Source organism: Bacillus atrophaeus (genome assembly GCF_001584335.1).
In the GTDB taxonomy this organism is placed as follows: Bacteria; Bacillota; Bacilli; order Bacillales; family Bacillaceae; genus Bacillus; species Bacillus atrophaeus.
The window spans coordinates 143,302-163,285 of sequence record NZ_LSBB01000019.1 but is presented as its reverse complement, the minus strand read 5'-3'; the positions used below and the strand labels follow the sequence as shown (position 1 = coordinate 163,285).

Annotated in this window: 16 protein-coding genes and 1 pseudogene; 12 read left to right on the top strand and 5 right to left on the bottom strand. The window is 43.3% G+C overall.

Going from position 1 to position 19,984, the window contains the following annotated elements; all coding sequences use genetic code 11:
• Window positions 1-41: 41 nt before the first annotated feature.
• The 4 genes and pseudogenes from AXI57_RS13140 (at window position 42) to AXI57_RS13125 (ending at window position 4,405) form a co-directional block, all read left to right on the top strand.
• Entirely contained in the window at window positions 42-686 is a 645-nt protein-coding gene (locus AXI57_RS13140) for a hydrolase (protein ID WP_061670327.1), read from the top strand.
• A pseudogene (locus AXI57_RS13135) lies at window positions 683-1,277 on the top strand (antibiotic biosynthesis monooxygenase). The gene AXI57_RS13140 and the pseudogene AXI57_RS13135 overlap by 4 nt, the downstream one beginning before the upstream one ends.
• A gap of 13 nt (window positions 1,278-1,290) precedes the next feature.
• Window positions 1,291-3,120: an amidohydrolase gene (locus AXI57_RS13130; protein WP_061670381.1), complete on the top strand. Its 1,830-nt coding sequence runs from the start codon at window positions 1,291-1,293 to the stop codon at window positions 3,118-3,120.
• A gap of 448 nt (window positions 3,121-3,568) precedes the next feature.
• Window positions 3,569-4,405, top strand: coding sequence for an alpha/beta fold hydrolase (locus tag AXI57_RS13125; RefSeq protein ID WP_061670326.1), 837 nt, complete (start codon window positions 3,569-3,571; stop codon window positions 4,403-4,405).
• Window positions 4,406-4,722: 317 nt separating this feature from the next.
• On the opposite strand, the gene rpsD is transcribed toward AXI57_RS13125, so the two are convergent.
• On the bottom strand, window positions 4,723-5,325 hold the full coding sequence (gene rpsD / locus AXI57_RS13120) for a 30S ribosomal protein S4 (RefSeq protein WP_003325061.1): 603 nt from the start codon (window positions 5,323-5,325) through the stop codon (window positions 4,723-4,725).
• Window positions 5,326-5,632: 307 nt separating this feature from the next.
• On the opposite strand from rpsD, the gene AXI57_RS13115 reads away from it, so the two are divergent.
• Window positions 5,633-7,378: a sensor domain-containing diguanylate cyclase gene (locus AXI57_RS13115; protein ID WP_061670325.1), complete on the top strand. Its 1,746-nt coding sequence runs from the start codon at window positions 5,633-5,635 to the stop codon at window positions 7,376-7,378.
• Between the two features lie 35 nt (window positions 7,379-7,413).
• On the opposite strand, the gene AXI57_RS13110 is transcribed toward AXI57_RS13115, so the two are convergent.
• Window positions 7,414-7,896, bottom strand: a complete 483-nt coding sequence (locus AXI57_RS13110; RefSeq protein ID WP_003325063.1) for a GAF domain-containing protein — start codon at window positions 7,894-7,896, stop codon at window positions 7,414-7,416.
• Window positions 7,897-8,023: 127 nt separating this feature from the next.
• On the opposite strand from AXI57_RS13110, the gene refZ reads away from it, so the two are divergent.
• Window positions 8,024-8,647: a forespore capture DNA-binding protein RefZ gene (gene refZ / locus AXI57_RS13105; protein WP_061670324.1), complete on the top strand. Its 624-nt coding sequence runs from the start codon at window positions 8,024-8,026 to the stop codon at window positions 8,645-8,647.
• Here refZ and hisJ read toward each other — a convergent pair.
• Window positions 8,644-9,453 (bottom strand): histidinol-phosphatase HisJ, encoded by an 810-nt coding sequence (gene hisJ / locus AXI57_RS13100; protein ID WP_061670323.1) that lies wholly within the window; start codon window positions 9,451-9,453, stop codon window positions 8,644-8,646. The genes refZ and hisJ overlap by 4 nt on opposite strands.
• Before the next feature lie 197 nt (window positions 9,454-9,650).
• Between hisJ and ezrA the strand changes: the two genes are divergently transcribed.
• The gene (gene ezrA / locus AXI57_RS13095; protein ID WP_061670322.1) at window positions 9,651-11,354 is read left to right on the top strand and encodes a septation ring formation regulator EzrA; all 1,704 of its coding nucleotides are present in this window, start codon (window positions 9,651-9,653) and stop codon (window positions 11,352-11,354) included.
• A gap of 110 nt (window positions 11,355-11,464) precedes the next feature.
• On the opposite strand, the gene brnQ is transcribed toward ezrA, so the two are convergent.
• On the bottom strand, window positions 11,465-12,796 hold the full coding sequence (gene brnQ, locus AXI57_RS13090; RefSeq protein WP_003325068.1) for a branched-chain amino acid transport system II carrier protein: 1,332 nt from the start codon (window positions 12,794-12,796) through the stop codon (window positions 11,465-11,467).
• A 196-nt stretch (window positions 12,797-12,992) separates the two neighbouring features.
• On the opposite strand from brnQ, the gene AXI57_RS13085 reads away from it, so the two are divergent.
• The 5 genes from AXI57_RS13085 to AXI57_RS13065 all read left to right on the top strand — a co-directional run bounded on the left by AXI57_RS13085 (window position 12,993) and on the right by AXI57_RS13065 (window position 19,042).
• Entirely contained in the window at window positions 12,993-14,138 is a 1,146-nt protein-coding gene (locus AXI57_RS13085) for a cysteine desulfurase family protein (RefSeq protein ID WP_061670321.1), read from the top strand.
• 3 nt (window positions 14,139-14,141) lie between these two features.
• A complete protein-coding gene (gene thiI, locus AXI57_RS13080; RefSeq protein ID WP_061670320.1) occupies window positions 14,142-15,347 on the top strand; it encodes a tRNA uracil 4-sulfurtransferase ThiI in 1,206 nt (401 codons plus the stop codon).
• Window positions 15,348-15,442: 95 nt separating this feature from the next.
• Window positions 15,443-15,658 carry an alpha/beta-type small acid-soluble spore protein gene (locus AXI57_RS13075; RefSeq protein ID WP_003325071.1) on the top strand — a complete coding sequence of 72 codons (216 nt, stop codon included), beginning with the start codon at window positions 15,443-15,445 and terminating at the stop codon, window positions 15,656-15,658.
• Between the two features lie 170 nt (window positions 15,659-15,828).
• The gene (gene mbcS / locus AXI57_RS13070) at window positions 15,829-17,424 is read left to right on the top strand and encodes an acyl-CoA synthetase MbcS (RefSeq protein WP_061670319.1); all 1,596 of its coding nucleotides are present in this window, start codon (window positions 15,829-15,831) and stop codon (window positions 17,422-17,424) included.
• 22 nt (window positions 17,425-17,446) lie between these two features.
• Window positions 17,447-19,042, top strand: coding sequence for an amidohydrolase (locus AXI57_RS13065; protein ID WP_061670318.1), 1,596 nt, complete (start codon window positions 17,447-17,449; stop codon window positions 19,040-19,042).
• A gap of 17 nt (window positions 19,043-19,059) precedes the next feature.
• Here the strand turns inward: AXI57_RS13065 and AXI57_RS13060 are convergent, their stop codons facing one another.
• Window positions 19,060-19,863: an NAD kinase gene (locus AXI57_RS13060; RefSeq protein WP_061670317.1), complete on the bottom strand. Its 804-nt coding sequence runs from the start codon at window positions 19,861-19,863 to the stop codon at window positions 19,060-19,062.
• Between the last annotated feature and the right edge of the window lie 121 nt (window positions 19,864-19,984).

The following is a 19,984-nucleotide window of genomic DNA, read 5'->3' as shown; positions in this document are numbered from 1 at the left end:
CTAATAATTGCCTTTAAGTTTTAAAAAAGGAGTGTTTTATTATGAGTAATTTAGAATTGTTAACTCCGGAGAACAGTACATTAATTTTGATCGATTTTCAGCCTCAAATGACTTTTGGAGTTGCAAGCATTGACAGGCAAACATTAATGAATAACGTTATGCTGCTTGCTAAATCAGCAAAAGCTTTTAACGTACCTACTATTCTTACTACAGTTGAAACACAAAGCTTTTCTGGTTATTTCTGGCCGCAAATTCTTGACATATTCCCAAACCATGAAATTATAGAACGTAGTTCAATGAACTCTTGGGAAGATTCAAAATTTGTTGAGGCAGTTAAAGCAACAGGTAGAAAGAAATTGATATTTGCAGCACTTTGGACTGAAGTTTGCCTTGCATTCCCTGTGCTTGAAGCAATTAAAGCTGGCTTTGAAGTTTATGCAGTTGATGATGCTTCAGGTGGTACTAGTTTGACAGCACATAACGCTGCTATGCGTCGTGTAGAACAAGCTGGAGCAATTCCAGTGACAGCAATTCAAGTTTTACTTGAATACCAACGTGACTGGGCACGCAAAGACACTTATGATGCTGTTATGGAAATTGTAAAAGAACACACTGGCGCTTATGGTCAAGGCGTGGAATACGCATATACTATGGTACATGGCGCGCCTCCAAGCAGGAAAATATGAATCAAGAAAGAGTAACTGTGGGAGTAACTCATACAGGGAACACTATGGATGCTGGTGGTCCAGTAACAACGATTGTTACATGGGAAATTCAAGAAGGCAGAGAAAAACAGTTTGAAACGTGGAGACATGAAATCGAAGCTGCCGCTACTAAATTTCCAGGGCATTTAGGCGTAAATCTAATAGTCCCCAATAACGGATCCAGAGAGTATACTGTTGTTTTTCGCTTCGATACGTATGAGCCATCTGCGTGCTTGGCAAGAATCAGATATTCGTCGAGATTTGTTAAAAAAGGCAGAACCATTTCAAGCCACTAATCCAACTTACAAAACTGAAAGCAGTTTGGCTTATTGGTTTATTACTCCGAAAACGCCAGTTCCACCGCCAAAATGGAAAATGTCTATTGGTACCGTTCTTGGTGTATGGCCTCTTAGCATGTTGGTTCCTATAGTGATAGGGCCTATAATAAAAAATATGAATCCTATTATGTCAGCTTTTTTTGTTTCTGTATGTATAGTGTCCTTGCTATCATGGGTAGTAATGCCGATTCTCGGTAAAATATTTCATCCATGGTTACGGAATACTAGGAAGTAGACGAGGTGTGAACATGAATTTACCGGATATGATTTTATATAACGGAAAAATCACTACTCTTAACCCATCTCAACCTGAGGTATCGGCTATCGCCATAACTGATGGTTTAATCACTGCAGTAGGTGGAGATGAGCTTCTTGATAGTGCCACAGAAAAAACCAAAAAAATAGACCTTAAAAGAAAGAGAGCTATTCCGGGCTTGAATGATTCTCATATACACGTTATTCGTGGCGGTCTTCATTATAATATGGAATTGCGCTGGGAAGGTGTGCCATCACTTGCTATTGCGCTGGAAATGCTTAGAGAGCAGGCAAGGCGTACACCTGCTCCTCAGTGGGTAAGAGTAGTTGGAGGCTGGTCTGCATTTCAATTTAAAGAAAGACGGATGCCAACTTTGGAAGAGATTAATGCTGTTTCTGAAGACACGCCTGTCTTTGTGCTGCATCTTTACGATAGAGCACTTGTAAATCGTGCAGGGCTGCGTGCACTGGGATACACAAAAGATACCCCAGACCCCCCGGGCTGTTTAATTGAGCGGGATAAACGAGGTAATCCAACGGGTCTTTTAATTGCCAACCCTAACGCTTCTATTCTTTATTCAAGTTTGGGTAGAGCTCCAGTACTTAATTTTGACGACCAGATTAACTCAACTCGCCATTTTATGCGCGAATTAAATAGATTAGGTATCACAAGTGCCATTGACGCAGGTGGCGGGTTCCAAAATTATCCTGATGATTACAAAGTTGTTGAACATTTAGCCGAGAAGGATCAATTAACTTTGCGTATTGCTTATAATCTATTTACACAAAATCCAAATCATGAATATGAAGACTTTGCTTCATGGGCAAAAATTGTGTCTCCTGGTCAAGGAAATGATAAGTATAAAATGAATGGTGCCGGAGAAATGTTAGTATTCTCGGCAGCCGATTTTGAAAAATTTCAAATGCCGCGGCCCGACCTAGCTACGGTGATGGAAGCTGACTTAAAGAAAGTAATTTCTCTATTGGTGGAAAACCGTTGGCCATTCCGTTTACATGCAACTTATGACGAGTCAATAACACGTTTCTTAAATGTTTTTGAGGAAGTCAACAGAGAAATTCCTTTTAATGGTCTACGCTGGTGGTTTGACCATGCAGAAACAATCTCAGATCGTAGTATGGAACGTGTTAAGGCTTTAAATGGCGGTATTGCCATCCAAGACCGCATGGCTTTCCAAGGTGAATACTTTGTTGATTTATACGGAAAGGAAGCTGCAAAGCGTACTCCTCCGATTTATCGTATGCTAGACCTTGGTATACCTGTTGGCGCCGGTAGTGATGCAACGAGGGTTTCCAGCTATAACCCTTGGGTTGCTCTTTACTGGATGGTTGCAGGAAAAACCATTGGTGGACTTTCGATATATGAAAAGAATAAGCTTGACAGAAACGCAGCTCTGGAATTATATTCCAAAGGGAGTGCGTGGTTCTCTGGTGATGAAGATAAAAAGGGAACCCTTGCAGTAGGTCAGTTTGCTGATATTGCTGTATTGTCTGCTGACTACTTTACTGTGCCAGAAGAAGAAATCAAAGACCTTGAATCATTACTCACCATTATGGGTGGGCAAGTTGTTTATGGAAATGATGAATTTAAAAATTTATCACCTGAATTGCCGCCAGCATCACCTGATTGGGCACCGACGGGGGTTTATGGTTATGGTGGTGCTAACCTAACCCACAATATACTTTCTCACGATGCCCATGATCACAAACATAGTTGCAGTAACCCTCTCCATCAACACACTCATACCGTAATAGGAAAAGATGGAACTAAATGGGGTATTGGTTGTACTTGCTTTGCTTTCTAATAAGGGTTTGGGGCCGATGACGGACCCAAACATAAAAAATGAAAAAAGCCTAACTTTCTCTTTAAAGTGAAGGCGATTATTATTGAATTAATAACGTAACTAGATCAAACAGAGGTAGGAGCCGACTGGTTAACAGTCGGCTCACCTATATTTTACTAAACTGCCTGTAATTAAGTATGTTGGTATACTCTCTCTTAGAGAAACCCATAGCATCATGTGATATATAAGGTAATTCCTTTATTTAAGCAGGAAGTTGGGGAATGATTGGATTAAAATTTCTTTAACTGTTAAATAGTTTTAGTCCTGCAGCTTCCTCCCTATTTGAAATAACCTTCTATCCATATAAAAATTATAGGAAGGATTATTGAGGCTGGAAGGAAAGAAAGTTAATAGGCTACGAGGTTCACCTCGATTATTGGAGAAAAGGCTATATATTGGAGGTATAGGAATGGCAAAAATTACTGTAGGAACAGAAAATCACACACCTATTGAACTTTCTTATGAGGATCACGGTATGGGGAATCCAGTTGTATTAATTCACGGTTGGCCATTAAGTGGTCGATCTTGGGAATACCAAGTCCCGGCTCTCGTTGAGGGTGGATACAGAGTCATAACTTATGACCGCCGAGGGTTCGGAAACTCTTCTCAGCCATGGAACGGTTACGATTATGATACATTAGCTACTGATTTACATCTGTTACTAGAACACTTGGATCTCCAAAATGTGACACTGGTCGGATTTTCAATGGGGGGCGGAGAAGTAGCACGCTATATTGGAACCTACGGAACCAATAGAGTAGAAAAGGCTGTATTTGCAGGAGCTGTACCACCATTTCTTTATAAGTCTGAAGATCATCCTGAGGGAGTATTAGATGATGCAGCAATTCAAGGATTTGAAAACGGGGTAAAAGATGATCGATTAGCTTTTCTTGATGAGTTTACAAAGATATTTTTTGCAGCTGGAGATCGAACGGATTTAGTTAGTGAACCATTCCGACTTTACAATAAGGATATTGCAGCAGGTGCATCTCCTAAAGGGACTTTAGATTGTATTGGTGCTTTCAGTAAAACAGATTTTAGGGGAGATTTAGCCAAAATTAATATCCCTACTCTTGTGATTCATGGTGATTCGGATGCAACTGTTCCATTTGAATATAGTGGGAAGCGAACCTATGAAGCAATTCCTAATGCCAAAGTAGCTTTAATAAAAGGGGGGCCACATGGGTTGAATGCAACACATCCCAAGGAATTTAATGAAGCATTGTTATCCTTTTTAAAGGACTAATTATAAATGAATACTTTTAATGGATAGAAAAGGGGATTGTATAATACCAGGTTCTTCTTTCATTCTATGAAGAGGGAAAGTAAAGGAGGTACTATAAGTACCTCCTTTACTTTTTTATTTGTCTCAAAAACCATGAATTTCTGTACAATAACTTGTTTTTACACATAAGAGGAATTCTAAATATAATTGAAATCCAATTCATTACATCCCAAATAAATAAAGGAGAATACGGTATTCTGCATAGCAGAACCAAAAGAAAAACCCTAGAAACAAAGTTTCTAGGGTTTAAGTCAATGCTCTTTAAAGAAGCATTACGATTAACGAGAGTAGAACTCAACGATAAGCGCTTCGTTAATTTCTGGAGCAAGTTCAGAACGCTCAGGAAGGCGAGTTAATGAACCTTCAAGTTTTTCAGCGTCGAATGTAAGGTATTCAGGAACGAAGTTGTTTACTTCTACAGATTCTTTCACGATAGAAAGATTTCTTGATTTTTCGCGAACACCGATTGTTTGACCAGGTTTTACTTGGTAAGACGGGATATCTACGCGGCTTCCGTCAACAAGAATGTGACCGTGGTTAACCAATTGGCGAGCTTGACGGCGAGTACGTGCTAAACCTAGCTTGTACACAAGGTTGTCAAGACGAGCGTCCAAAAGAATCATGAAGTTTTCACCGTGTTTACCTGTAAGTTTAGCAGCTTTGTCAAACAATGTGCGGAATTGGCGTTCGTTTACACCGTACATGTGACGAAGTTTTTGCTTTTCTTGCAGTTGCAAACCGTATTCTGATAATTTTTTACGTTGTCCTGGACCGTGTGGACCTGGAGCGTAAGGGCGTTTTTCTAATTCTTTTCCTGTTCCGCTTAGAGAGATTCCTAAACGACGGGACAGTTTCCAAGATGGACCTGTATAGCGAGCCATAATGTGACTCCTCCTTTGGTTTTATTTTGTGGAAAATAAAAACCGTCTGCTCTATTCGACTATGTCATTATGTTTTCATGTATCCTCGCTCCAGCAGCAGAGAGTTACACGATACACCTTAAAGCTTAAGGAACAAAATGAAACACAGAAGCTGAACAAAAAGGCTGCAATATTTCACACAAAGAGCATTATATAAGTTTTTCGCTTTGAAGTCAACCATTTCTCCATCATCGTCTGCAAAGCTATTCAGCAAACGGTTATGCTATAATAAACAAAAATTAGAAGTTTACTTTTTAGGTGATAAAAATTGATAAACCAAACAAAACATATATTGCCGATCTTTCATCAGCGCATGCTGCATTTTTTATTAACGACGCCAAAATCCGTGACTTTTGCCGACTCGCTGCTTTGGCTGACCTCAGCTCTTGAATCCTGCTTTTCATCTCTATTATTAACCCTTTCACCGGCAGAATCTGCTCAAACGAAATACAAGACCGAGGAAGAAGCTTGTTTTGCTGCAACGAAAATCAGCGGCTCTTTTTATGTAATCTCAGATCATTCAACAGGCAGCAGCCTAAACTTAACCTGTAAACAGGGAGAAGAGATTCCTGCCGAACTGCCTGACTTGATTTCCTTGTTTTTGAATCAGTCCATGAAGCAGGAAAAGCTGTATGAAGCGGCGGTGCATCAGAAAAAAATATACAAGCTGACAGAGCTGTTTCACTCGCTCTTAGATCAAAAGAAAGTGCTGAAGAAGCTGCTGGAAAGCTTAAACGACGCTTATCCGTCCTTTCATTTTTCTTTGTTTATTTCTCAGGATCGGGATACATGCCGGGATTTGCCCGCAAAAGAGCTGCTGATGGAAGGAGAAGGTGCCGATTCCTTTGCGCTTCATGTGTATTTATCCGGGGAGATACTGAGAAAAAACGAATCAGCCGTTTATGTACCGATAAAGGGTCAGCAGGGAACATACGGGGTGCTGATGGCTGAGGCAAAGTCAGGGGTTCCGCTTTCCGCAGGCGATTTGGATGAAATGTCACTGATCGCAAATGCGGCGGGAAGAGCATTTGAAAATGCCCAGCTCTATGAGCAGTCCAAAACAAGCATTGCCAATCTGGAATTGATTAATGAAACATCCCGCCAGCTCAATCAGCGGCTGAGACTGACAGACACAATGAAAGATCTGACGGCAAGAATTGTAGAGTCGTTTCATGCTGAAGAAGTCGGCTTTTTTCATATTGATCACTTTGAAAAACAGACACTGCTGCCGGGAGGCACCCCTTTTTTTGAAAAAGGTTCTTCTGACGTGTATATCCGTTCGGTGAAAGAAAAGCTTTTCGATGGAGAAAAAGGGGTGTTCATCGGAAACGGGCGTTCTTTATTCGGAGAGAAGAGTTATGGCTCCCTTATGGCCGTGCCGATGATGGAGAATGACCGGATATTAGGCTTTGCCATCGTGCTGAAAAAAGACCTGTATGCCTTCACCTTTGAAGTATACAAGTTGTTTGAGGCACTGATCCATCACTCTACACTGGCTGTTACCAATTCTATGCTTCGTGATCGTCTGGAACATCTCGTCAAGACTGATCAGCTGACAGAATTATATTCAAGAACCTATTTAGATGAAAAAATTCAATACAGCATGAAAACCCATCAAAGAGGCGTGTTCATTCTGATTGACATTGATAATTTTAAAAATGTCAATGACACATACGGACATCAGACGGGGGACGAGATCTTAATTCAGGTGGCGGCTGTCATCAAAAGCAACATACGTAAACATGATATCGGGGCCCGCTGGGGAGGCGAGGAGCTGGCGATTTACCTGCCGATGCTGAATGTGGCAGCGGGAAAACGAATCGCCCAGAGGCTCGTTCGCGCAGTCAGAGAAAGCACAAAGCCCGAAGTGACGATTTCGTGCGGAATTTCCTGCTGGACGGCGGAAGCGAGAAAATCGTTAAAAGAATTGGTACAGCAAGCCGATGAAGCGCTCTACACCGCCAAAAGAAGCGGGAAAAACCGTTTAATCATCCACGGAACAAGTTCTCAATAGAAAAGGAGCCGGTACACAGACCGGCTCCTTGTTTTCTATGCTAATGCTTTTTCAAGCTTTTCAACAAATAACGTAAGGAACGTTTCATCAACTTCGTCAAATCTGTTTTTGACGGGACTGTCAATGTCCAAAACGCCGATCACCTTCCCGTTTACATGAATCGGCAGCACGATTTCAGACTGGGACGCCGCATCGCAGGCGATATGCCCGGGAAAAGCGTGAACGTCACTCACCCGCTTGACAGTTCCGTTTGAATAGGCTGTGCCGCACACCCCTTTTCCGAAAGGAATCCGGACACAGGCAGGAAGCCCTTGGAACGGCCCGAGCACGAGCTCTCCTTCTTTGGCGAAATAAAATCCCGCCCAGTTGACCTCGTCTAATGAATGGTAAAGAAGTGCGGATGCATTTGCATAATTCGCAATGGCATCGGTTTCGTCTTCTGTTATCGCTTCAAGCTGTTTTAGCAGAAGCTGGTAGTCTTTTTCTTTATCTCCAGATTGTTTTTCGACATGAAACATGGAAAAACCTCACTTTTTCTATAATATAAAACAAAGTTCTTACCGTGATGCCGGCATTTGTCGATAAGTTCTTACAGGAACGGCGGCCTTCTGCTTGAATTGTTATAACTAAGAAGGGGTGAGCCGTATGAAATTAAGCACCAAAGACAAAATTATTGAAGCTGCCGTCATGCTGTTTAACCAGAAAGGATTTACCGGTACGTCTGTCCGTGAAATCGCAAAGTCAGCTGATGTTAATGTTGCGCACATCTCCTACTATTTTAAAGGCAAGGGCGGTCTGATGGAACATTTAGTTTCCGAGTTTTACGAAGGCTACAGCAAGACGCTTGAAAATGCCTGCAGCCGCACCGAATTCCAAAGCACACAGGAAAGCATCCTGCAATTGGTTTTCGATATTTTATCCTATCAGCACGATAACCGTCAATTAACTCGGTTTGTTTATCGGGAGGTGACGATTGATTCCACGCTGATTCGTGAAATCATGTCCACTTATTTGATGAAAGAAAAGTATATCTTACAGCTGATCATTGAAGAAGGGACGAAAAACAAGGAATATTTGAATCTGCCTGTGCCGCATTTTATCCTTCAATTAAAATCTCTCTTGATGATGCCTTATCTCCAGCCGCAATATATTACTGAAGTGCTTTACATGCAGCCGCACGAGCCGTATTTTTATAAAATGTATTTTGAAGAAGTAAAAGTATGGATCAAGAGCGTCTTCAGCACCGGAGATGTGGCGCTTACGAATTAGCGGGCGGCGCTCCGGTAAGACTCATATGAATATCCGATATCCTGCGCTTGATGGGCATCAGACCCGTAGACGAGCGGGATTTTTTTTTGTTTCGCAGCCGCGATCATCCACTCCTCCAGATAAATCTCACCGGCGTACGCCTTTCTGAGACCTGCCGTATTAAAATCGAGTTCCATCCCGTTTGCCTTAATGGCGTCCAGGCACCGTGACACAAGCTTCCGCACGGTTGCCGACATCTCATACGGAAACAGCTTGGCGAATTTTTTGACAAGGGTGAGATGACCGATTCGTCTTGGCTTAAAGGGGCCGATTGATGCTACAATAGAAGAATAGATTTCGTTATAGTACTGCTCATATACATTCTCAACGCTCCCATATACCGCGATCAGCTCTTTAAATGTATGCTCATCGTAATCAAGGCAGAGAAAGGACGAGCCGGCGGGCAAAAAATGGACGGATAATATGCTGTCATCAAGAGAGGGCCCGTATGTATCCAGAAATGATTTGATTTCATGCTCATAGCCGGATATATAATCGACTTCAAGCCCTGTCAGTATGTCAATTTGGCCGCTGTATTTCTTTTTGAGTCCTGGCAGCTCGTTTAAGTAGCGTTCTAATGAAGCGTGCGTCATCGCGCTGTCTTGGAGCGGCGTAGGGTCAGTGAATGAGGGGGGCAAAGGGGCATGCTCGGTAAAAGTGATGGATTGAAACCCCTTTTTTATCGCTTCTTCGATGTAGAGAGTAAACGCGTCTTTTGATCCGTGAGGGCAAAATGGCGTATGAATATGTCCGTCTCTTTTTAACATTGCTGCTCACCCCGTTAAAAAATAGTCAAATCCTGCCGATTTTATGCAAAAAGTTTTTGATTTCTGGTCAAAAAATGTTGGTTACATGGTATCATAATAACAATGAAAACGACAGTTTTTCTCAATACATATACTGAAATCTTTCTGAATAATAAAACACCCTGACAGATTAAGGATATACAACAAGGGGGCTCATTATGGAGTTAGTCATTGGATTATTAATCATATTGCTCGTGCTGTTTGCAGCGGGCTACTTTTTCAGGAAAAAAATATACACTGAAATTGACCGTTTGGAATCATGGAAAATTGAAATTTTAAACCGTTCGATTGTGGAAGAAATGTCCAAAATCAAACATTTGAAAATGACGGGGCAGACAGAAGAGTTCTTTGAAAAATGGCGCGAAGAATGGGATGAAATCGTCACAGCCCATATGCCCAAAGTCGAAGAGCTCCTTTATGATGCCGAGGAATTAGCTGATAAATACCGCTTCAAAAGAGCGAATCAGGTTCTCGTTCATATTGATGACTTGCTGACGGCGGCAGAGTCAAATATCGAGGCGATTTTGCGGGAAATCAGCGATCTTGTCACAAGCGAAGAAAAAAGCCGCCACGAGATCGAAGAGGTCAGGGATCGCTATTCCAAATCCCGCAAAAACTTGCTTGCATACAGCCATCTATACGGGGAGCTTTATGACAGTCTTGAACAGGATCTTGATGAGATCTGGAGCGGCATCAAACAGTTTGAAGAAGAGACCGAAGGCGGGAACTATATCGCCGCCAGAAAAGTGCTTCTTGAACAGGATCGCAGCCTTGATCAGCTTCAATCATACATAGATGATGTTCCTAAGCTGTTAGCTGACTGTAAGCAGACCATTCCGAACCAAATCACAAAGCTTAGAGACGGCTATCACGAAATGACGGAAAAGGGCTATAAGCTTGAGCACATTCAAATCGAAAAAGAATTAGAAAATCTGTCGAACCAGTTAAAACGGGCGGAGGGCTCTTTATTGAAGGAATTGGATATCGACGATGCATCTGCGGTGCTTCAGCTGATTGATGATGCGATTCAATCCCTGTATGAGCAGCTTGAGGGCGAAGTGGAAGCCGGCCAGTCTGTATTAAGCAAAATGCCGGAACTGGTTATTGCATACGATAAGCTCGAAGAAGAAAAAGAGCGGACAAAGGCAGAAACGGAGCTTGTCAAGGAAAGCTACAGGCTGACAGCAGGTGAGATTGGGAAACAGCAAGCCTTTGAGAAACGAATTGAAGACATCGGCAAGCTGCTTGATCAGGTGAAAGACAAGCTTGACGGAGAGCAGGTAGCGTATTCCCTTTTGATAGAAGAGGTTGCTCACATTGAGAAGCAAATCGATGAGGTCAAAAAAGAGCATGATGAATACCGTGAGAAACTGCAGGCATTAAGAAAAGAAGAATTGCAGGCGAGAGAGACGCTTGACGGTTTGAAAAAAACCATTTCTGAAACATCGAGATTGCTTAAAACAAGCAACATACCCGGAATACCGGAACATATAAAAGAGATGCTGGAAAAAGCGCACCACCATATTCAAGAAACTGGGAACCAATTAAATGAGATTCCGCTGAATATGGAAGAAGCCAGCAGGCATCTGAAGCAGGCGGAAGAAATCGTCAGCCAAGTCAGCCTTGAATCAGAAGGGCTGGTAGAACAGGTGAATCTGATTGAAAAAATCATCCAGTTCGGCAATCGCTTCAGAAGCCAGAACCATATATTATCTGAGCAGTTAAAAGAGGCAGAAAGACGGTTCTATGCTTACGATTATAAAGAAGCATACGAAATTGCGGCGGCCGCTGTTGAAAAAACCGTTCCGGGCGCAGTGAAGAAGATAGAATCGGAGCAATCTGCGTTACATGTTCATCAATAAAAAAGAACCCGCTTCTTGGTAAAGCGGGTTCTTTTTATGCATCATTCCATATAAAAACGCATGCAGCTCAGATTCTCTTCTGAAATGCATGCGTTTTTTTACTATTTTTTTCATTTAACTAGCTGTTTAGCGGGACTGATAAAGAAAGTGAGAATATATCCAATCAGCGCTCCTGCGACAGCTGGAAGAACCCAGCCTATGCCCAGACTGTAAAGCGGAAGATGAGCGTTTAAAAATTTGTCTAATGATCCGAGGGGAATGCTGGCTGCCTTCAAACCGTCTATAAGGCTGAACATCCCAGTGGTAATCAAACACGCAATGTAAACCTCTCTTCTTTCTTTGAAAAGCTTGTCTATAAAGGAAAGCAAGATAATAACGATTGCAAGCGGGTAAATAGCTGATAAAATGGGAACAGAAAATGCTATAATCTGAGCGAGCCCAAAATTTGAAATGATCAAGCTGAATAAAGTGACAATGGTCACAACCATTTTGTAAGACAATTTAGGAATCAATTTTGAAAAGTAGTCACCGCAGGAGGTGACAAGGCCGATGCTTGTTGTCAAACAAGCAACTGTAATGGCTGCACCCAATACTATATTTCCTAAAGAACCGAACAAATAGCTGGATGAAGCTGATAAGATTTTGGCACCTTCTCCAAGCGGGCCGACGGCATCTGTACTCGTAGCTCCTAAGTAAGCCAGCGCGACGTAAATAAACGTCAGTCCCAGAGCCGCAATAATGCCGGCTTTGATACAAGCGGCAGCAAGAGCTTTCGAATTTGTAACACCTTTGCTTTTAACCGCATTGACGACTACGACGCCAAAAACAATTGAAGCGAGCGCATCCATTGTTTTGTAGCCTTCTAAAAATCCTTTAAAAAGCGGTGTTGCCGTATAAGCTTGTTGTGCTGCGCCAAAATGGCCCATTGGTGTAATAATCGCTTTAATTACAATGACAGAAATAATGGTAAATTTGATTGGAGTGAGAATTTTTCCAACTCTATCCACAACTTTTGATGGGTTTATAGCCAAATAATAAGTAATGCCAAAAAATAAGAGCGTGAAAACAAATAAAGATAATCTCTCAGGTACTCCGGTTAAAAAAGGAACCGCGCCGATTTCATATGAGACCGTTCCTGTTCGCGGTATAGCGAATAAAGGCCCGATTGACAGGTAAAGAACCACAGTGAATACTGTGCCGAAAACCGGATGCGCTTTATCGGCAAGTCCTTTTGCGTCTTTTCCCGTTAATGCGATCGCGATGATTCCGAGAAGCGGGAGGCCCACACCTGTTAGCAAAAATCCGCCGATCGCTTTCCATACATTGTGTCCGGCGGCCTGACCTAATTCAGGCGGATAAATCATATTTCCTGCGCCAAAGAATAATGCAAAAAGCATAAAACCGATAATAACGGTTTCTTTGACAGGTAATGTTTGTTTCATGAAAAAAATCCTCCTAGTTACTATGTTAAAATATTCTGTCAATTAATTGTCAGATAATATGACGAAATGAACAAATCTTATTATATGGCAATGAGAACAGAAGTCAATACTAGCTTTTTGTAATTTTCTATTAAGTTTTTATTGTGATAACATAAATACCGTCCAATGTACCGCTTTCATAAAGGAGTAAAAAAAGATGATATATTTAGATAATAGTTCTACGACAAAACCTTATGATGAAGTTTTGGACGTATATGAAAAGACAAGCCGGCGCTACTTTGGCAACCCGTCATCTTTGCACCGGTATGGAGCAGAAACAGAACAGCTGCTGTACGCAGCAAAAAATCAAATAAAAAAAGCTTTGGGTCTAAAGAATTATGATATTGTATTTACATCAGGCGCAACGGAAGCGAACAATTTGGCTTTAAAAGGCGCTGCTTTGTCCAAAATAAAAACAGGTAAGCACATCATTACGACATCAATTGAGCATCCGTCAGTTGCTGAATCTCTGGACCAGCTGGAGGAGTTATTTGGTTTTGAAGTGACATATCTTTCAGTAAACGCAGACGGGGCTGTGTCAGTCGATGAGCTCAAAAGCGCCATCCGGCCGGATACCATTCTTGTCAGCATGATGCATGTGAACAATGAAATCGGGTCCATCCAGCCGGTTGAACAGGCCGGATTAGTATTGCAAGCCTATCCGCAAATATTGTTTCATGTTGATTATGTGCAGGGCGTTCATAAAGTGCCTTTAATGATAGAAAAAGCAGGAATTGATCTTTGCACCATCTCTGGCCATAAATTTCACGGTCTTAAAGGAACGGGCGCGCTTCTTGTAAAGGAAGGCACACGCCTTGTTCCGCTGTTGACAGGCGGTTCGCAGCAAAGCGGCTTGCGTGCTGGGACCGAGCATACAGCGGGAGCTGTGTCACTTGCTAAAGCCGTGAATTTGGCGGCTCAAGACTTTTCACATCGCCTCGGCGCCATGTCGGCCGCAAAGGAATTGTTTTTCAAGAGGCTGAGTGAGACAGAGGGAGTTGTGATGAATACCCCTACTTTAAACAGCGCGCCGCACATTGTCAATTTTTCAGTGCCCGGCATCAAAGCCGAGGTGCTGTTGCACATGCTTGAAGAACAGGATATTTTTGTGTCAACGACAGCAGCCTGCTCCGCACGGGAACATAAGCCGAGCAAGGTGCTTTTGGAGATGGGAAAAGGAGAAGAGATCGCTGGCAGCAGTATCAGAATAAGCCTGAATTACAGCCAGACAAGCGATGTTGTAGAACCATTTATGAAGGCGCTTGTTCCGGGAATCAAAAAACTAAAGAAAATGACGAGGTAAAACATGAATTACGATCACATATTAATACGTTTTGGCGAAATATCAACAAAAGGAAAAAACAGACGCAGCTTTATTGAACGATTGAAGCAAAACATTAAACTTGTTTTGAATGACTATAAAAAATTGAAATACTTCTCGAATCGCGACCGGATGACGATTACCTTAAACGGTGAACAGCCGGATGCCATTCGAACACAATTAAAGCAGGTTTTCGGCATTCAAAGCTTCAGCCTTGCCATTAAGTGCGAAAGCCGCCTGGAAGATATTAAAACCACGGCGCTGGCGGCCATTCGAGCTGAATATCAAGCGGGCGACACCTTTAAAGTGGCGACCAAGAGAGCGTACAAGCAATTTGAGTTAGATACGAATGAAATGAATGCCGAAATCGGCGCTCATATTTTACGGAACACCGAGGGCTTAACAGTCGACGTGCGCAATCCGGATATCCCTCTCAGAGTGGAAATCAGGGAAGAAGCAACCTATTTGACGATCCGTGATGAAAAAGGGGCGGGCGGCCTTCCTGTCGGTTCGGCCGGCAAAGCGATGCTGATGCTTTCCGGCGGATTCGACAGCCCAGTCGCCGGATTTTACGCCATGAAAAGAGGTCTGTCGGTAGAAGCCGTTCACTTCTTCAGCCCTCCTTACACGAGCGAGCGCGCAAAGCAAAAAGTCATTGATCTTGCGGGGGGCTTATCAAAGTTTGGCGGAAAGATGACGCTTCATATTGTGCCGTTTACGAAGACACAAGAGCTGATTCAAAAACAAATTCCGGAAAACTATACGATGACCGCAACCCGGCGTCTGATGCTTCAAATCGCAGACAGAATCAGAGAACAAAGAAAAGGCTTGGCGCTGATTACAGGGGAAAGCCTCGGACAGGTTGCGAGTCAGACGCTTGAAAGCATGTATGCCATTAATGCGGTGACATCTACACCGATTTTACGGCCATTAATCGGAATGGATAAAACCGAAATTATTGAAAAATCGCGTGAGATCGGCACATACGACACCAGCATTCAGCCGTTTGAGGACTGCTGTACGATCTTTACCCCGCCAAGCCCGAAAACCCGGCCGAAAAAAGAAAAAATTGAACACTTTGAGAGCTTTGTTGATTTTGAGCCGCTCATTCAAGAAGCAGTGGAACAAATTGAAACAATTGAATTATACGGCGAGCAAGAAACAAATGATAAATTTGCTGAGCTTTTTTAAGCAGAAGCAGAGGGAAACTGTATACAATTACCAAACTTTTTCTGAATGAAGCCATGTGTTTTAACACATTCTATACTCACAAGGAGGTGAGACACATGGCACAAAACAGTCAAAACGGTAACAGCAGTAACCAACTACTAGTACCAGGCGCTGCTCAAGCTATCGACCAAATGAAATTTGAAATCGCTTCTGAATTTGGCGTAAACCTTGGTGCAGAAACAACTTCTCGCGCTAACGGTTCTGTTGGAGGAGAGATCACAAAACGTCTTGTTTCTTTCGCTCAACAAAACATGAGTGGTCAACAGTTTTAATCACAATTACACATAATGGCTTAAGGAGCGGGGGCGACCCCGCTCTTTTTTAATGTTAAAAATGAATCTCCAAAGAACGATGAGCCTCTTGGCACTTGTTTTTTCGTGCATATCCTTTCTGAAAGGCGCTTCATTTATGTATAATGGGGAGAGAAAGCGAGGAGTTGTCCGTGTTAAAACGAGAAGATTTAATTGCCCCAATGAACTATAACTTAGTAAATGAAATTGAAAAGTTCAGCCGTTCTGGACAAAAAACCGCCCTGTTATGGGAGGACGAATCAGGAAAGAAAGCTTCTTGGTCATATGAAAAGCTAATGGAAGAAACCGATAAAATCGGTGCCGCGCTGACAGGTTTAGGATTCGAAAAAGGCGATAAGCTGATTGTCATGGTTCCGAGAGTGCTAGAAGCTTATGCCGTTTATTTGGCCATCCTGAAAGCGGGAATGGTCGTTATTCCTTGCTCGGAAATGCTTCGGGCGAAAGACCTTGAATATCGGATTGCGCACGCAGAAGTAAAGGGCGCCATTGTTTATCCGCAATTTATCAGCGCATTTAAAGATGTCAAGTCGACTGACAAATTAATCACGCTGTCAATAGGCGAAAATGAGGCTGGATGGAAAGACCTGTTAAGCATTCAGGCTGATGGAAGCAGTTTTAAAACAGCAGATACAACTAGAGAGGATATGGCGTTCTTATCCTATACATCCGGGACGACCGGTCAGCCGAAGGGCGTTGTACATACACATGGCTGGGCATTTGCCCATTTAAAAACATCCGCCGGCGAATGGCTCGGCATTTCCGAAAACGACAACGTATGGGCGACAGCCGCGCCAGGCTGGCAAAAATGGGTATGGAGCCCTCTGCTTGCGGTGCTGGGAAGCGGAGCGACCGGATTTGTGTACCACGGAAGATTTGGCGCCGAGAAATATTTGGAGCTATTAAGCCGTTATCAAATTAATGTATTCTGCTGCACGCCGACAGAGTACAGGCTGATGGCAAAAGTGGAAGGCTTGGAAACCTATGACCTTTCTGCCCTGCACAGCGCAGTATCGGCGGGAGAGCCGTTAAACCGGGAAGTCATTGATGTTTTCCAAAAATACTTCGGAGTGAAAGTCAGAGACGGATATGGCCAAACGGAAAGCACGCTTTTAGTCGGTGTGCTGAAAGATATGGATATAAAGCCGGGAAGCATGGGAAAACCGACACCCGGAAATCAGGTTGAAATCATTAATGAAGACGGCGAAATCTGCAAAACGGGTGAAACGGGTGATATTGCCGTACATCTAAGCACACCGGCGCTTTTCAAAGAATATTATAAAGACCCTGAACGAACGAAAAAGCAAGTGCGCGGCGACTATTTTCTTACGGGAGACAGAGCGAAAAAAGACGAGGACGGCTACTTCTGGTTTGAAAGCCGAAACGATGACATCATTGTAAGCTCCGGCTATACGATCGGGCCTTTTGAAGTCGAAGACGCGCTTGTCAAACATCCGGAAGTTAGAGAGTGCGCAGTAGTGGCGAGTCCCGATGAAATCAGAGGCTCAATCGTAAAAGCGTATGTCGTGCTGCAAAATCATGAAAAGCGCAGTGATGATCTTGTCAAAACGCTTCAAAATCACGTTAAAACGATCACAGCTCCATACAAATATCCTAGAGAAATTGAATTTGTCGAAAGCCTGCCAAAAACAGCTTCCGCCAAAATCAGACGTGTCGAGCTAAGAAAACGTGAAGAACAGCTTAAAGCCAATAAAAAGGCGCAGTCGTAAAAAGAAAGAGAGTGAAGCTGAAGTGAAGGCGATTTGGTACGGCGGCTTAATTTATACAATGGTAACCGAAGGGCAAAAAGCCGAAGCTGTATATGTTGAAGGCGAGGTCATTAAGGAAACGGGCAGTTTTGCCGAACTCAAAAAAGCGTACGGTTCACCGGACACTAAAGAGATCAATCTTCACGGAGCCGTGATGTTTCCGGGATTTGTCGACAGCCACCTCCATCTGATTGGGCACGGGGAAAAACAGCTGAGGCTGGATTTATCCTCTTTTACATCAAAAGAAGCCATTGTGCGTGCGGCACAAGAGTCAGAGCGCTATCTGGCAGAAGGTGAGTGGCTGATCGGCGAGGGCTGGAATGAAAATCAATTTGACAAGCCGGAATATGTCACAAAACATGATCTTGATCAATTGTTTCCTGACAGGCCCGTCATGCTCAAACGTATTTGCAGACATGCGGTAGCAGTTAATTCGGCCGCCCTGAAAGCAGCCGGTATCACAAGCCAAACGCCTGACCCTGACGGGGGCGTCATTGTGAAAACGGATGGAGAACCGACAGGCCTGCTGCTGGATAAGGCGCAAGATCTGATCACGCAGGCCATTCCTCCCGTTTCTCAAGCTTATGTGGACAGGGCGCTGAAGACTGCGATCACGGATTGCTGGAAAAAAGGACTGACGGGTGGCCACTCTGAGGATTTGTCTTACTACGGGGACGTTTCTGTTCCGGTCACGGCTTATAAAACAGCTGTGGGATCAGGCCGGTATCCGTTTCGCTGTCATTTGCTCGTCCATCATCAAGTGGTTGACAAATGGGATGCAATGGAGAAACCGGAAGGCCCTTACCTTGAATTCGGAGCGATGAAAATCTTTGCTGACGGTGCGCTTGGCGGCAGAACCGCTTTATTAAAAGAACCGTACCATGATGATCCCTCCACAAACGGTGTGCAGGTTCATGACGACAAAACGCTTTACCGATTAATCGAAAAAGCGAGAGGAAAAGGCATGGAAGCCGCAGTTCATGCCATTGGAGATCTTGCTTTTGAAAAAGTGCTTAATGTCATAGAGCAGCTTCCGCCGAAAACGGGGCAGCATGACAGATTGATACACGCCCAAGTATTGAATCGTGAATTGATCAAAAAAACAGCAGCAATGCCGGTGGCCCTTGATATTCAGCCTCATTTCGTCGCGAGTGATTTTCCTTGGGTTATTGACCGCCTTGGGGAACAGCGGATGAAAACGGCCTTTGCCTGGAAAACGCTGATCGAGGAAGGGATTTTGTGCGCGGGCGGTTCAGACGCTCCGATTGAGCCTGTTGAGCCGCTTCTCGGCATTCAGTCCGCTGTGCTTCGGACAAGCGGCCGACAAAAGAATGGTCCAAGCTATAATGAAAACGAACGCCTTACTGTGTATCAAGCGATTCAGCTCTATACAACAGGGAGCGCTGCGATCATTCACAAGGAATGTACGCGGGGGAAAATTGAAAAAGGATTTGACGCCGATTTTACGATTCTCAGCGGTGATCCGTTTGCAACGGAACCCGAGCATCTCCACCGCTTAGAGATTAAAATAACAGTGGTCGGCGGACAGATAGTATATGAAAAAGAGGACAGGCTCTAAGCCTGTCCTCTTTGTGTTTATAAAAAGGAACGTTTTACTTTTTCCCAGAATGAATTATCTTTCAGCTTAACGGTTTTGATTTTCTTTTTTGAAAGTGTGATCTCGATTTTTTTGACATTCATTGTGCTCAGCGCTTCATTGTCCAACCCGATAATCGGATGCTCATTCCCATCTTGAACAATATTAAGGGTCAGCTTGCGATCGGAGCTTAGTACGAACGGAGAACCGAGTGTCCGGTACGTGTTATTGTTGAGTGACGCAAGCTCCGTGACCTGCATGCAGGAAAGCAGGGGATCAACGACTGCGCCGGCTACCGATTTATTATAGGCGGTGCTGCCTGTGGGCGTGGAAATGATCATTCCGTCTCCTCTGAACGTTTCAAAATGCAAATCATCAATCAGCACGTCCATAACAAACGTTTTGATAATGCTTGAACGGATTGATACCTCATTCAGACAATGGAAATGGTTCGTGTCATCCACTTTGACATGAATGAGCGGATATTTTCTGACTTCAATTTGTTCAAATTTCGTCGCATCCGTCATTTTTTCAGTCTCATCACTGTTAAAGTCACAATAGAGATGAGCCTTCCCCTTTTTCGCGATGCCGACATATAAACAATCTTCGCGGAAGTTAGTCTTTCTGACAGCCTGCAGGAATGAGCCGTCACCCCCGACGCTTGCGATAATATTGGCATCGGCTGATTGGCTGACGACCGTAAATCCGTTCGATTCGGCCAGTTGCTTCAAGGAGCTGACTTGTTCCTTTGTTTCATTGTCTTGTTTGTGAAAAAAATAAACATTACGGCGATGATCTGTCATAATCATTTCCCCTTTGCTGTCATATTTAAGTTTTTCTGCCATCCAGTATTTGTGTTAAAATACCTTTGGCCATAAGTGTACCATGTTTGATGCTTATTGGGTAAGCCAAAGCTTTGGAATG